The following is a 13,499-nucleotide window of genomic DNA, read 5'->3' as shown; positions in this document are numbered from 1 at the left end:
TGCCCTCTCGCCGGAATGGGTGCACGAAGGCTCGGCCAGTGGTAGATCGGGTGCGGAACTGCTGGAGTGAACCCTCAAGAAGCCGCCGTAGCGTTTGTCCCGCGAACCTCGTGGCTTCCGATGACCGAACTCGCGCTCAGACGGTTCAAACAAGAAGCCCGACGATACGGTCTAACACCGACCCGAACTCCTCGACATCGTTCAACTCGACATACTCGCTGGCCAGCTCGTCGATGCCCGGATGCAGGACGAGCACGTCCGCCCAGCCACCGGCGTACAGGACGAACTCCGCCTCCCCCGCGTCTCCGTGCACCCGCACGCCCAACGACTTCGGCCGACCCGCCTGGCCGCGGTCCTGCAGAAGCGGTGCCGGCCACGAGGCGTCGTTGTCCATCCAGGTCAGCTCAGCCGTCACAAAACCGCGCTCACGCCAGCCGGCGCACCGAGCGGCCACCATCGCAGCCGCCCGATCCAGATCGAGGTTGCTGAGGTCGATACGGCGCTCCACACCGCCCACAGTAACGATCGGCCGCCCACAGCCGCCCAACAAGATGGCGAACATCCGCTCATGCCGCGTGTTGCGCGTTCGACACAGATCAGGCCGCCGAGCTGGGAGGGCGGCAACGAGCGAGGATGACCGCTCGTGCGGCACGGCCGCCCAAGCTGGGAACTGGCACCTCGATGGCTAGTCCGGTGAAGGGCCGGGGACCTCGATCATGGACTGCTGCCGAGTTGCCGAGCGGCTCCGCGACGTCCTCGTCGCAGACGGGCTCACCGCCTACGCGAAAACTTCCGGTGCCAAGGGAATGCAGCTGTACAGCGGCATCGACATCGACGATCCGGCGGCGCCGTCGGCCTACGCCAAGAGGCTGGCACAGCAGCTTGGCCCGCGAAACACCCGAGTCGGTCACCGCGGTCATGGCGAAGAACCAGCGCACCGGCCGGGTGTTCATCGACTGGTCCCAAACAACCCGGCCAGGACCACCATCGCCCCCTACTCCCTGCGCGGCCGCGACCAACCCACTGCCTCGACACCGATCACCTATTGCCCAGCTGCCCTCACCACGACGAGCAACTTCGGCGACCAAGCCGATCTCCGCGTCGGTCGACTCCAGCACCATGCGGTCGACCAACTCATCGACCTCAGCCGGTCATAGGTCACCGGTTCCAACACCGAAGCGCCACCGGCGCTGATGACGCTTCCATCTGGGCTCGCATAAGCAACGAAGCCGCACACCGAGCGGACGCCCACTTGCAGAATGCGGCCGGAGTGATCGGTGGCGGTGGTTCGCCGAAGAGGGCGTTCAGCTGCGGAAGCGCTGTGGCGTTGGCAGCAGCGCGAGCAGCGTGGACGGCTTCGACGATGCTCAGACCGAGCCGTTGACCATGCGCGCCATGCAGCGCACGGTCCTCGATCCGCAGGCCGAGCAGCTTCCCTTGGCCCGTGACCACGGCGGTGACCATCCGGTCCCCCGAGCCGGCGGCGTGCCGGGCAACGGCCAGCCGCGCGTCCAGCTCGCCCGCCTGCTGCTGCATCAATTGCACATCGCGCCTGGGTGCAGTCATGACGGCATCACAAAGCCACGCATCCATCCCCCTACTCCAGGTCCCGCCGATGTGACGGAACGTGCCCCAATCGGCACTTTACTGTGCGCTGTACGGGACGCAACTGCACCCCGTGCGAATCCCGATGCCTTGGTCGAGCAGGCGCCAGTGGAACGCGGACTGGAACTCGGCTCCCTGCTGGAACTCCCGCCACTCCTCCTCGGTAGGCTCCCGATATTCAGCTTTGGAGCGAACGGCTCGACGTTAATCCAGGAACGCCCGGTAGGACCGGACCAGCTTTTCATCGAAATCGCCACGCGTGCCTGCGTAGTGCCGAGGTTCGTCCCAACCAGCCGAGCGACTATGTGGACGGGCAATCTGCCGGTCACGGCCTCGGTGGCGAACATGGGTCGGAAGTCGTGCGGCCGGTAGTGCAATGGCTCACCGTCTGCAGTGGCCAGGCCTGCGCGGGCCAAAACCTGGTCGAGCAGCTTGTAGATCGTCGCTGGGCTCGGCATGGCACATTTCGGTTCGGCGTAGCGAGTCTATAGACCATGCTGGCCATTTTACGGACTGTTTCGACCGGCTTGCCGGGAACATCGTCGAGTGCGCAATTTCCGGTTAGGGCCATTCCCAGCCGACACCGCGGACGCCCGCGGATACTTCGGTCGAGTACACGTGAAACGGGGCCCCGGGGGCGTGGGTAAGCGGTGTCACGTCGATTTCTGGGGCATTCACCACCGCGAGCCGGTATGAGCGACAGGCCAACGGCTGGGCTTCCGGCGCGAAAGTGATTTCGAGTAAATGCGTGTGGACCGCATGACGAAATAGGCGATTGCAAGACATGTTCGGCCGCTCGTCGTCGTATTCGAGTTCGTACTCCAGGATCGCCGTCTCTCCTCGGCTCAACGGCCGAGGGAGGGCCAGTTCGATAATCCTGAAACCCTCTTCTGGCAGCGTCTCTACTCGACCCGGCTCACAGTAGCGGGTACCGATCAGTTTAGGAGGCCGACCCGGCGTGCCCATTGTTGTGATCAGTTTCGTGCAGACCAGGTCGGCAGTGGCGCGCACGACCTCGCGGATACGGTGACGTCGCTGGAAGCGGTCGGCGTCCACCTCTAACGACTCACGCAGATCGAGGACGGGCAGGGATATGTTCTGGTCACCCAGGGTAGCCAGGAAGGGGGCTACCCGGCTACGGGTACCCCAAAGGCGTTCCTGGCCGAGGACCCGGCCCGGCAGGTCGACCCGACGAGCATCGCTGCGGTCCAGCAGATCGGTTAGTGATCGAGCGGGCAAGCCGAGAACGGTCTCGAGGAGTTCGACCGCACGGCGGGACTCGCGGCGAGTGGGAACGGCGCGCCCGGAGCGCCAGTAGCTCAGCGTGGTGACGCTGACAGAGGCTCCCGCGGTGTCCAGGCGGTCCTTCACGCGGGCCAGACCAAGGCCGCTGAGGTCGATGGCCATAGTCAGCGCCTGACTGAAAGGGCCATGAGCAAGGGCGTCAGTCAGCCGGTCACGGAGATCGAGACTTCGTGAATGAAACTTCACTGGTTCCCACATTCGCGTAACGGAATCGTTTACCTCGTGGGCGAGTTTATACCATGCCGCGTTGAACGATGACACCTACTTTGGTATTGACTTTTTCCTGTTGAAGGAGACCGTACTTTTAGTGGATCACGTCGCCGGGCACGCATCTTATCTTTCTCCAGTCCCCCACCGGATGAGTTGACCCGGGCCTGCGGCCTTTTGCCCAGAGTCATTCAAGGAGCAATCATGCAAAAATACCGTGGACGGTTTGTCCGAGCCGCCATTCTGGTGGCCATCGCCAGCGCAGCGTTGACTGCACTCGCGGGCGCACCCGCGCAAGCGTCGCCTGCGCCCACAGGCAACCAGCCCTCGATCATCGACGGAAGCACCGCCCAGAACCCCGGCTATATCACCCGATTCAACGGGCATTCCGGCGACTACACCTACTACTGCACCAGCACACTGATCGCCTCACGCTGGGTCTTGACCGCCAAGCATTGCCTGTTCGACAACGACGGCAACAAAATGCAGGACATCGACCTGTACGTCGGATCGAATCAGGCCAACGGAGGCCGGCACGTCAAGGCCGCTTCGACCTACTTCTACGTCGGGGGCGATCTCGCGCTGCTCGAGCTCAATGCCACCGGCGGTAGCACGTACTCGAGGCTGGCGAACAGCAGGTCCGATGCCCGGGTGGGCAACACCGTCACGGTCTACGGCTGGGGCTCGACCGTGCCCTACGATGAGGGGCAGCACCAGTCCCCCGGGCTGAAGAAGGCCAACGTCAGAATCTCCAGTGTCAACTCCAACGACACCTACGGCGGCCCGTCGATCCAGGCGAATTACCTCGACGGCGGCCCCGCCGGCGGCGACTCGGGCGGCCCCATGATCGCCAACGGCATCCAGGTCGGCGTCAGCTCCACCAGTGACCGATCCAACGTGTGCGACTACGCGTCGGTGAGCGCCGGTCGCGACTGGATCCGCCAAATTTCCGGCGTCTGATCCGATGACCGGCGCAGGGGTAGGCAATAGACCGTGCCCACCCCCTGCGCCGGCCGATGCCTGATCCACGCGGTCGACCGCTACCACATTGACCGAGGCGCCGACCTCCGGTCCTTCGCCGCGCCAACCATAATGGTCGAGATCCGCCGCCACCTTCGCGACACCGGCTGATCGATGCGCATTTCCCGCGCCATGAAGGGCCTCAAGCAGACGATGGTTAAGGCGAGCGACACGCTCGCCCACGATATCCGCGAATGGCCGAGACGTTGACATGACCACGGACCGGCTGGTTCTGTCGGCCTGGTGTGACCGCACGCCCTCGTGATTGCCATGTCTGTATCTGTCAGTTTCGACTGCATGCGGGGATTGCGGTGGGAGGATGTCTGTGCTTCGAACAAGGAGCACGGGATGCCTTCCTGGTGCCGCGAGTGCGCCTAGCCGGTGCTGTGCCCGACCCGGACGCGGCTGGCCAACATGCTGCTGGAAGACCCCGGCGGTGTGGCGCGACCACCGCCACGTCTACCGCGCCGCGATCGTCAGGCCGGTCGTCGCTGGCCTCGCTGTCGCCGTCCTCGCGCTCAACCTGAGGCCCACCCTCACCAGCATGGGAGCGCTGCTGACCCGTATCGAGACCGCAGATGGGCTGTCTCCGGCCCTGACTGCCACGCTGGTCGCCTTGCCGACCTGGTGCTTCGCGATCGGCGGCGCGACCGCGTGACGGATGCGAGCCCGTCTAGGGATCCGCACAGCGACGCCAGGCTCCACAGCCTGCTACACCGCCTGCCTCGGCGCTGCATCCGCGCTCGGTGCAGTGCTCCCCCCGACCGGCCTGGCGTGGCAATTCGGGCTCGGCTGCTGGGCGATCCTTGCCGCCGTCGCGCTCGTCATCTGGATCAGGAGCAGCCGCCACCTCACCACCCCCGCCGGTCCTGCGCGAGCGGCGCGAGTCAGTCCGCGAGGTCTGGTTCCCCGCGACACAGTCACCATAGTGACAGTCCATTTCGGACTACTGTCGGCTGTGATGTTCGTGCTCAGGGGACAAATACCGGCGATCCTGCACGCTGCTGGCCTCACCCCAGCCGAGGCCGAACATCACTTTGCCGCGGTCATGGTGCTAGGCGCCCCGGTGTCGCTTGCGGTCCCGTATCTCACCCGTCGTGTCCCGCACACCCCGCTCGCCGTCGGGTTCGCCGGAACCAGCATTACCGGCGTCACCGGCCTGCTGATCGCCCGCACCAGCGTGACGTGGCTGTGGACCGGACTGCTCGGTATCGGCCTCGGCGTCCTCGCCCTGGTCGACCTAGCGCGCCCACAGCGACCCCGACACCACCGCCGCACTTTCCTCTGTCGTCCATCGGCACCTCCGCGCCGCCCCGACCTTCCCGGAGGTCCCCCGATGACCGAAATCGACCTCTACTGGACCGTCCACGCGGACGGCGAGCGTAAGGCGGGGCAGACGGTCGAAGGGGCCCGCAACAACGGCCCCGCTGTGCTCGAGGTCGCCCGCGACTGGGTCGAACAGCTGGACGCCCAAGCCGTTCTCCGCACACCTACCGCGATCACCGTCGACGGCGACACCGCGACCATCCGTCAGCCCCGCCAGCCCGAGCCCGAACTGACGCTCGGCGCCGGGGACTGGATCGTCCACGCCTCCGGCCGACTGCTCGTCGACGACGACGCCTTACGCACGGACTTCGGCACCAGTCCGCGCGCCCACGCCTAACCACCGGTTCGTCCCCTCCCCGCCACCTTCGAAGGAGCACGCGTGCGCTACCTAAAACTCATCGCCCTCATCACGACCGCGGCGGTCGAGCTGGCCCTGGTCTCCAGCTGCAGCGCGCTCGGCGGATCCGACCCCGACCCGGTCGCCGGCAGTGTGCTGGATGCCTCCGGGCTTACGGTGTCGATCATCAGCTCGGTCGACTTGGTGCCGCTCTGGGCCACCCAGGACGCCGGCTACTTCACCGCCGAAGGCCTCAACGTCAAGTTCGATGTCGCACAGTCCAGCGCCGAGACGATGACGAAGGTCATCTCCGGCGCCGCCAACATCGCTCTGACCACGTGGACATTGCTGTTCAAGGCCCAAAGCTCACGCTCTGCTGACTTCCGGCTGCTCGCCGACGCGACGGTCGCCAGCCCGAAGAGCAACAAAATCATCACGGCCCCGAACTCGCCGGTGAAGCACGTCGAAGACCTGCCCGGCAGAAAGATCGCGATCACCAGCAAGAACGCAGCCTCGGACGTCCTCACGCAGTCGGTGATGCGGGACCGCGGCCTCGATACGTCCAAGGTCACGTGGGTACCGGTGCCGCTGCCGAACATGGCCGCAGCCCTGCAACAGGGGCAGGTCGACGCTGCGTACATGCCGGAGCCGTTCGTCACTGACGCCGCCCAGAAGGTCGGCGCCATCCCAATCGTCGACATCGGCAGCGGCAGCACCCGGAACTTCCCGCTCACCGGCTACGCCACCACCGCGAAGTGGGCGCAGGCCAACCCCAAAACAATCGCGGCATTCCAGCGGGCCATCATCAAGGGCACTCGCGCCGCCCTCAACGACCGTGGTCTCGTCGAACGCCTGGTCGTGAAGTACGCCAAGGTCACCGAGACCACCGCGGCCCTGATGGAGCTCCCGGGTTACGGCGCCAATCTCGATGCCCGACGTCTCCAGCGAGTGCCGGACACGCTGCTCAAACTCGGCATCATTCCGTCCGCCATCGACGCCAGCCGCATGATCGTCCCGCAGACCACCGGCTGACCGACTCCGCCGAAATCCCCGGGCAACGGCCCACGATCCCATCCCCATCGTGGGCCGTTGCCACCTTCGTTTTGTCTGTCAGATTCGACCGCGTTTCTCTCTGATAACCGACCCGGTTTGGTGACGAGGCTTTTTGTAAGTGAGGTACGACCTAACCCGATCCGCAGCTCGTCTAGGCGGGCACCCCACCGCACTTCCTTGATCCTTGCCGCCCTCGGCGGTCGCGACGGCGCATGCCCATGTGGTGCGTTTGGGGTCTGTCAAACGAGCGGTGTAACTCGGGGTTGAAGGGAACTACCGTCGATCTGGACCGGGCCGACGTCGGTGAGCACGGTCTTGGCGTGGGTGCCGTTGCGTGAGTTACCGGTTTCGCGGCCGGCTGGGTCGTGCTTGTCATAGCCGAGGTGGTCGGTGATCTCGCCCTCGAGCGCGGACTCCAGCATCCACTTGGTCAGCTGCGCTAGCACGCCGCCCTCGCCGGTCAGCGCCAACCCGCCAGCCTTCGCGCGGCTCACCAGCTCTGTGACGAGCTGCTCGTCCAGGCCGTCCGGCCCGGTCTCGGGCTTCGAGTCTTCAGCGTTCTCCACGCTGGACATCACGTCGGTCATCAAGTGCACTTTCATGATCGGGAGTTACACCGCTCGTTTTACAGTCCCGTCGTTTGCCACCTGCTCAAGTCCTCGTTGAGCTCGTCCAGATCAGCCTCAGTCTTGCCGAGTGCACGGCGCGCGAGCAACAGCCGCTGCTAAGGGATGTCTCGTACCTGTCGTTGTGGTTGGTGGGGCTGGTGTTGCGGTCAGGCGTTGAGGAGATGTTGTGCAGAATCGCGATGCCGGACACCGTGTCGGCGAGCGTGCTCGCCGACACGGCGGTAGTCGCGGAGGATCATGAAGTTCTTCATCCGGGACAGCACGTGCTCGACGCGAGCCCGGACCGTGCGGTGGGTCGCGTTGAGGTCTTCCTTCCCGTCTGGCAACTTGCTGCCGTCACCGGGTTGCGATACGGCATAACCACCTCAGGATTACCTTCATAGCCACCATCGGCCATTACCGGCCGACCGGCGAGCTGTCCGGCGATGCCCGAGTCGCGGTACACGGTGCAGTCGTTGCGGTTGCCCGGCCGCGGATCTCCAGTGGCGATCACCAGCCGGGTCTCGACGTCGATCGCGACCTGCACGTTGGTCGAGTAGCGGTAGGACTTCAGGCGGCGTTTCCCGAGCTGGGAGGATTTCGCGGCCAGACAGGGCCTGACCTGCATCTTTCGGCCGAGTGGAGCCGGTTGGGTCCGGTCCGGGCTGGACGTGTGACGGCCCGGAGACGGCCTGGCGGCCCGCGCCTGCTCGGTCCAGCGGGTCATCTCATAGTGGCTGAAAGAGGTGTCTGGTTGGGGCTGGGTTGGCGGCTGGGCGGCTTGATCGTCACGGTCGGCTCCCTCGGGGCTTGAGGTGGTGGGCTGTCTGCCCCGTCTTCCTCGCCTCTGCCGCTGGCTAGCGCCGGGGTGGTGGTGTCAAGGGTGAGCGCAGCTCATCGCGCAGCGACGCCGTCAGGCGCCCTTGATGCCGCCGCCCCGGTGTTGAAGGATCGCGTGCGAGGAATGGTCCGCCATCGGATCGTTGGCGTGGTGGTGGTTTATCGGGCCGGGATGGGGTCATGCCGGTGGCGCGTGGCGCTCCGTCTGTGGTCCCCGGTGGCCGGGTTAAACAGCTGCCTCGTGTATCGGCGCCGATGGTCGGGGCGCCAGCCTGCGGCTTTTGGAGGCTGGGTGACGGGGGGGGTCGCGCTCGTTCGGTCGCGTCGCTTTTCAGCGTGGTCAGCCGTAGCGTGCGGGGGTGCATGACCGTCCGGGCCGGGGCGAGATGCCGCCTGTCTGTAATGTGGAGGGGGGCCGGCGCGGGGTTAGGCTGTGGGGGCGTGGCGCTCGGCGGTCGCACAGTAGGCGTGGTGACGGTGGCGTGGTCTTCCCTCCCCCCGAGATGACGCCGCCGGAGTCGGGCGTCACGCCTTCTGCTCGGTGGGGTGCCACGCCGGGGCCGTCCGTGCGTTGCGAGCGGTGGCGGCGGGGCGGATGAGCGGCAGGCTCGCGGGGGTAGGTCAGTAGTCGCGTGGCGCTCGGTCGGGGTGCCTAGGCGGAGGGAGGAGCTGCTTCTTCGTTCAAGGGGTGTCGACCGTTGATGGCCTCAGGTCTGCTGACAAGTCGGCTGAGCGTCACGCCTGCGCACCGTTTCGGGGTGTCGTGTCTTGTTCTGCCGGTGGCGCTCGCTCGGGCGTGGGTTGTTTCACCTGCCGGGTGAAGGGGTGGCGTTCGTGAGTGTGGTCCGGTGCGGGTTGGGGCATTCTGGGCGGGCGCGGCGTCGGCCCGGTCCGCGTAGCCAGGTTTGAAGCCGCCTGGATGCTTGAGACCGAGTTCGACGCCGTGCCCTTTGCACCGTTTGGGCCTGAGATTCGCGGGACTGGCTGGTTATCGTGGGCGGGCGTGGCGTCCGGTGTGATGCTGGGTGGCTGTGTGCATCGGCACAGCGACGGCGGTGGTTCCTGACAAGCATCGTCGTCGGCGATCAGATCGGGCGTCACGCGTTCGTGCTGCGGGGGTGGCCGGCCCGGGGCGTTGTTGCGTAGCGTGCGTAGCGCGTGGCACCCGGATGTCGGTGAAGGACGTGTGCCGGGGTAGTACACGGGAGCTGCTGGCCGCGCTGAGCGCTCACGGGGACGAGTGTGAGCGGGTATGCGGTGGAACGGTCCGGGTGCCACGCGTTGACGCGGTCGATGTGGTCTCAGGACTACAGGTGCGGCGGCGACGCGCGCACGGATCGCGACCGCTCGGCGGGCTCGCCCGGCGGCCGGCCGGAGCGGAGCGGCAGGCCGGTCCGCCATGGGGCGGAGCCCGCCGCACGGGAGGCGATTACTGCGCGCCGCCGCAGGCGGCGCCTTGATCCCATAGAGCCAAATTCGGCAGCTAAAATCGAAATGCAGCCATCCGACGAGCGCTTCGGTTTCGCCGAACGTGCGCACGAGTTCATTGCGGGTCGCATCCGTTCGCGCATTGGCGAGCAAGGCTGATTACGGCGCGGTGGCGCAATAAGCCGTCAAGCAACTGGCGCGCCGGAACTGTGTGCTCATTGTCGTGGAAGTCCGCCGTTCGGTCCTGCGTGAGCTGAATTGTCGCCATATCGACGGGGCGATCGTTTTCGACCGAGTCCATCAGACGTTGCCATGGCGCGTTGGCCAGCAGTCCGGCACTTGCGGCCGAAACCGCCAGGACGCCCGCACTCTTCAGCAGGTCGCGGCGCGGCACGTCCGCTGATCCTTGGTCGACGGTCTCGGCTGGAGTAGGGGCGACGTCGGATAAAGTAGACTGGTTCGTCCGCCAGTACGTCGCGACCAGCGACACGCGATCGGCCAGCGGCAATGCTCACTGCCGACCGGGCCGGCCGTCCGCGATCTCGTCCCCGCCGCGCTTGGCGACCAGCCGCACGAGCTTGCGGAACTGGCCCGGTTCCAGCCCGGTGAACGGGGCAATCCACCCCGGCCGCAACGCTGTGATCACCTGCACCACACCAACATGATCGACTACCGGTCCCGCCCGCCCGGCACCGGATTACGAGACATACCTTAGTCGAACAGACGTACTATCGTCACCGCAGAGCTTGGGACGCATGGCGACGGTTGTCAACACTGCCGACAGGCGATAGTTGGCACCTCCAAGCGAGTTCTCACACGACTCCCAGGACGCTGGCGAGTCCACATGGGAGCCTCCTTTGCCATATATGACGAATGCCACGCGGTGCTCAGTGGTTCGAGGGCCGTTCTGCTCTCGGCGGATCTGCCCGGAGATCGCGAAGCACCGCGCTGTCCCGAGGATTGCTGCACTCGGGGCAGCGCGGCGGCACGGTTGGCTGACTGCTTACCCAGCCGCGATGTCGCGTTTACCCGAAGCTAAGACTCATACACCCTTCCGGCGCGATGCATCGCTTGCGCAGCGCTTCGCTGTCACGCCCCCCGTTGGGGCACGGCACGGACGCTCGTGTGCTCCTGTGGCCACAGCAACTCCGCCGGGCGGCCGCGTGACGGCCGTTCGCTTCACCTGCGCGCTTGCTGTCCCCGGTGTCGGCCTGGGTGGTGGGGTGGTGTGGAATTTGGTCGTGACGTCATGGAGAGGACTGGGCGATCCCGCCTTCGAGGTGGAGCAGCTGAAGGAAGCGCTGGCGACGCAGCCGGTGATCGAGCAGGCGAAGGGAATGATCATGCTGGTGCGGGCCTGCACCTCTGATGAAGCCTTCGTCGTCCTGCGAGAAATATCGCAGCACGCCAACGTGAACGTGAACGTGAAAGACGTCGCCGCGGTCATCGTCGCGGCCGCCAGTCGCGCTGAGCAGCCCGGCGGATTGGCCGGCCTGGACCAGCAGTCGATCACGGTGGTGCTGGACGAGACCCGGCGGCGGGGATTGGACGCGGTGTTCGGCTGAACAGCAATCGTTCCCGCGCCGCGCGCGGACGGATCGGTGTGGGGGTGCTGCCGGTGACGGAGCCCCGCGATATCGTCCCGCCGCTTTCGTCCGGTTCATAGGGTGACAGGTTCGTGGTGAAGCTGCAGCGTTTGTTGCTCGGTTGTACCCTCGTGGTGCGGCGGTTCAGACCGGTAGCCGTCGCGTCCGTGAACTCGCTTGCCCCGAACGGGGCGTGAGGGGCTCGACTCGTGCACCGGTGGTTCGGCCTCACGGTTGGTCCAAGGAGGCCCTGATCGTGTCTTCCGAGTTCGTCCCCCGGCCGCGGCGCCGATGGAAGTACTCACCGGAGGCGTCGTTCACGGTGACCAGGACCGCCGAGACGAGCGTGGTCACTGCGGTCGGCGACTTGGACCTCACGGTCACCGGCGACCTGGCTGCCCTGCTCGGGCAGGAAATTGATCTGCGGCCCCAGGCGCTGGTGCTGGACGCCTCAGCGGTCACCTTCTGCGCCGCACGCGGGGTGACGGTACTGCTCGACGCCCTCGCTGATGCTGAGGTCGCCGGAGTGCCGTTTGCGGTCGTCGGCCGGCAGCAGGCGCTGCTGCGGCCGATCACCGCCCCCGGCTTAGAGCAGGTCCTGCCGCTTCACCAAAGCACGGCCGACGCCGTGGCATGGCTGGCCTTGCTGCCCCAGCTGACCGATCTGAACGCCGGCTGAACCCCACTGGCTCACACGCCCCTCGCGGCTCATCGACTCCCGTGTCGTCATCTCGCGACCTCGACAAGTTGGCCCTGATTGTAGGGCGCCGAACGGGGCTGCGCAGAGACCGAGGGGCGGTGGCGGGGCATGATGTGTCAGTGCCTTTCCTGGAACCGGAGGCAAGTGCCTTTCCCGCTGCTTCTCGTCCGCGGTGTCGGTGTCGCTGCGGCAGGTCGAGACCGCGCTGGTACTCAGTGTCGGCGGCGAGGTCGACCTCGTCACCGCACCCGAGCTGAACGACGCGGTCACGGCTGCGCTGGCCGAAGCGCCCGCCGTGCTGATCGTCGACTTGACCGCGGTGACCTTCTTTCCTCGGCCGGCCTGGCGGTCCTATGCAACCTGCAGAATACGGCCGGCCCCGCGACCACGGTCCGGGTCACGGCGACCTCGGTTGCCGCGCAGCCGATGGCCATCACCGGCGCCGACCGGCTGATGCCGGTGTTCGCCACGCTCGCCGGAGCCCTCTCGGGCGGGCATCCAGCCGAGCCGCCTTCGGAGCACGGTGACGCGAGCCCGTCCGGCGGCAGCCAGTGATCTTCACATCCGAGGGGACCTGGTGACGGAGACCGGTGCCGCCGCTGGTGACCTGGATCCGGCTCCGTCAGCGCCGGTCGGGGCTTGGCCTGCCTAGGGTTAGCGCGACGCCGCCGCTGCTGAGTCAGCTTCGCCGCCAGCTCACCGCGTGGGTCGGCCAAGCCGGAGGTGGATCGGTGGATGTGCGATTCAGGGTTCCAGAGCGGATCGCGCGACGGCGGCCTGCCGAAGTGACCGTGCTGTCTCCACCACCCCGACGGTGAGGCTGGTCATCCCGGCAGGCCGCCGCCTGTCCCCGAGCGGGATGCCTAGACCCCGTTCACGATTAACCTACCCAGCCGGACCGGGGACTCAACCGTGTCCGTCCGACTTTCGTCGGGATCCGGACATCGCCGTGCACGCCTCCGCGTGACGGACAGGATGCACTCCAGACCGGCGGAGACGCTCAGCCGCGTCACGGCAATCGAGGAGGCGCCATGAACCAGCCTCACGCCTGCGCGGCTCACCGGCTTGGCGAGGCGCTGGGCGACATCGCGCGTGCGCTGCAGGCCGAACCCGACGTCTCCTCCACCCTCGCCGCGATCATCGAGGCCGCCGCCGACCACCTCGAGGGCGCTGAGGAAGCCGGGATCTCGCTGGTCGAACACCGCGACACCATCGGCATGGCCACAGGCATTCTCATGCAACGCCACGACCTGGACCCCGTACAGGCGTTCCGGATGCCGGTGGACTCCTCCCAGCACGCGAACATGAAGCTGCACCAGGTCGCCGCGTGGCTGGTCGAGCACCGCCGCGACCTGTAACCCGGCGTCGACCAGGTGCGTGATCGCGACCAGCCCGGGTAGAGCGACAGCAGGTGGCCGGTCGGTTGAACAGACAGCCCCGGCCACCGTACTCTGTCTGCCGTCTGACGCCGTCATCGCCGGCAT

At 66.5% G+C, this 13,499-nt stretch carries 15 protein-coding genes and 2 pseudogenes; 10 read left to right on the top strand and 7 right to left on the bottom strand.

What is annotated here, in order from left to right:
* Nucleotides 1-145: 145 nt before the first annotated feature.
* Nucleotides 146-562 carry a hypothetical protein gene (locus C2L59_RS13665; RefSeq protein ID WP_103349868.1) on the bottom strand — a complete coding sequence of 139 codons (417 nt, stop codon included), beginning with the start codon at nt 560-562 and terminating at the stop codon, nt 146-148.
* Nucleotides 563-716: 154 nt separating this feature from the next.
* On the opposite strand from C2L59_RS13665, the gene C2L59_RS13660 reads away from it, so the two are divergent.
* Nucleotides 717-1,157, top strand: coding sequence for a hypothetical protein (locus tag C2L59_RS13660; protein WP_370444739.1), 441 nt, complete (start codon nt 717-719; stop codon nt 1,155-1,157).
* Nucleotide 1,158: 1 nt separating this feature from the next.
* Here C2L59_RS13660 and C2L59_RS13655 read toward each other — a convergent pair whose 3' ends face one another.
* Both C2L59_RS13655 and C2L59_RS13650 read right to left on the bottom strand, forming a co-directional pair.
* On the bottom strand, nt 1,159-1,566 hold the full coding sequence (locus C2L59_RS13655; RefSeq protein WP_158263076.1) for a YbaB/EbfC family nucleoid-associated protein: 408 nt from the start codon (nt 1,564-1,566) through the stop codon (nt 1,159-1,161).
* A 600-nt stretch (nt 1,567-2,166) separates the two neighbouring features.
* Complete coding sequence (locus tag C2L59_RS13650) at nt 2,167-3,012, bottom strand: hypothetical protein (RefSeq protein WP_233223475.1); 846 nt, start codon at nt 3,010-3,012, stop codon at nt 2,167-2,169.
* A gap of 309 nt (nt 3,013-3,321) precedes the next feature.
* Between C2L59_RS13650 and C2L59_RS13645 the strand changes: the two genes are divergently transcribed.
* The 4 genes from C2L59_RS13645 (at nt 3,322) to C2L59_RS13630 (ending at nt 6,832) form a co-directional block, all read left to right on the top strand.
* Nucleotides 3,322-4,077, top strand: a complete 756-nt coding sequence (locus C2L59_RS13645) for a trypsin-like serine protease (protein ID WP_103349865.1) — start codon at nt 3,322-3,324, stop codon at nt 4,075-4,077.
* 496 nt (nt 4,078-4,573) lie between these two features.
* Nucleotides 4,574-4,795, top strand: coding sequence for a hypothetical protein (locus tag C2L59_RS13640; protein WP_103349864.1), 222 nt, complete (start codon nt 4,574-4,576; stop codon nt 4,793-4,795).
* Between the two features lie 303 nt (nt 4,796-5,098).
* The gene (locus C2L59_RS47085; RefSeq protein WP_146060372.1) at nt 5,099-5,800 is read left to right on the top strand and encodes an MFS transporter; all 702 of its coding nucleotides are present in this window, start codon (nt 5,099-5,101) and stop codon (nt 5,798-5,800) included.
* A gap of 42 nt (nt 5,801-5,842) precedes the next feature.
* A complete protein-coding gene (locus C2L59_RS13630) occupies nt 5,843-6,832 on the top strand; it encodes an ABC transporter substrate-binding protein (protein WP_233223474.1) in 990 nt (329 codons plus the stop codon).
* A gap of 299 nt (nt 6,833-7,131) precedes the next feature.
* On the opposite strand, the pseudogene C2L59_RS13625 reads toward C2L59_RS13630, so the two are convergent.
* The 4 genes and pseudogenes from C2L59_RS13625 to C2L59_RS50355 form a co-directional block, all read right to left on the bottom strand.
* Nucleotides 7,132-7,353 (bottom strand): annotated as a pseudogene (locus C2L59_RS13625) (transposase); the annotation flags it as partial.
* Nucleotides 7,354-7,729: 376 nt separating this feature from the next.
* Nucleotides 7,730-8,089: a transposase family protein gene (locus tag C2L59_RS13620; protein WP_370444738.1), complete on the bottom strand. Its 360-nt coding sequence runs from the start codon at nt 8,087-8,089 to the stop codon at nt 7,730-7,732.
* A gap of 1,755 nt (nt 8,090-9,844) precedes the next feature.
* Nucleotides 9,845-10,123 (bottom strand): hypothetical protein, encoded by a 279-nt coding sequence (locus tag C2L59_RS47080; protein WP_146060371.1) that lies wholly within the window; start codon nt 10,121-10,123, stop codon nt 9,845-9,847.
* A 36-nt stretch (nt 10,124-10,159) separates the two neighbouring features.
* A pseudogene (locus C2L59_RS50355) lies at nt 10,160-10,381 on the bottom strand (IS5/IS1182 family transposase); the annotation flags it as partial.
* A gap of 511 nt (nt 10,382-10,892) precedes the next feature.
* Here C2L59_RS50355 and C2L59_RS13610 point away from each other — a divergent pair.
* From C2L59_RS13610 to C2L59_RS13600, 5 genes are all read left to right on the top strand, one after another.
* Nucleotides 10,893-11,294, top strand: coding sequence for an ANTAR domain-containing protein (locus tag C2L59_RS13610; RefSeq protein ID WP_233223473.1), 402 nt, complete (start codon nt 10,893-10,895; stop codon nt 11,292-11,294).
* 277 nt (nt 11,295-11,571) lie between these two features.
* The gene (locus tag C2L59_RS13605; RefSeq protein WP_103349861.1) at nt 11,572-11,994 is read left to right on the top strand and encodes an STAS domain-containing protein; all 423 of its coding nucleotides are present in this window, start codon (nt 11,572-11,574) and stop codon (nt 11,992-11,994) included.
* A 193-nt stretch (nt 11,995-12,187) separates the two neighbouring features.
* Entirely contained in the window at nt 12,188-12,469 is a 282-nt protein-coding gene (locus C2L59_RS50350; protein WP_370444737.1) for an STAS domain-containing protein, read from the top strand.
* The gene (locus tag C2L59_RS49830) at nt 12,442-12,570 is read left to right on the top strand and encodes a hypothetical protein (protein ID WP_255410257.1); all 129 of its coding nucleotides are present in this window, start codon (nt 12,442-12,444) and stop codon (nt 12,568-12,570) included. Before C2L59_RS50350 ends, C2L59_RS49830 begins: the two co-directional genes overlap by 28 nt.
* Nucleotides 12,571-13,046: 476 nt before the next feature.
* Complete coding sequence (locus C2L59_RS13600) at nt 13,047-13,373, top strand: ANTAR domain-containing protein (RefSeq protein ID WP_103349860.1); 327 nt, start codon at nt 13,047-13,049, stop codon at nt 13,371-13,373.
* Nucleotides 13,374-13,499: the final 126 nt, after the last annotated feature.

The sequence above is a fragment of the Amycolatopsis sp. CA-128772 genome, assembly GCF_002904295.1.
Classification (GTDB): Bacteria; Actinomycetota; Actinomycetes; order Mycobacteriales; family Pseudonocardiaceae; genus Amycolatopsis.
The sequence above is the reverse complement of the archived record's forward strand: the minus strand, read 5'-3'. Positions and strand labels throughout refer to the sequence as shown.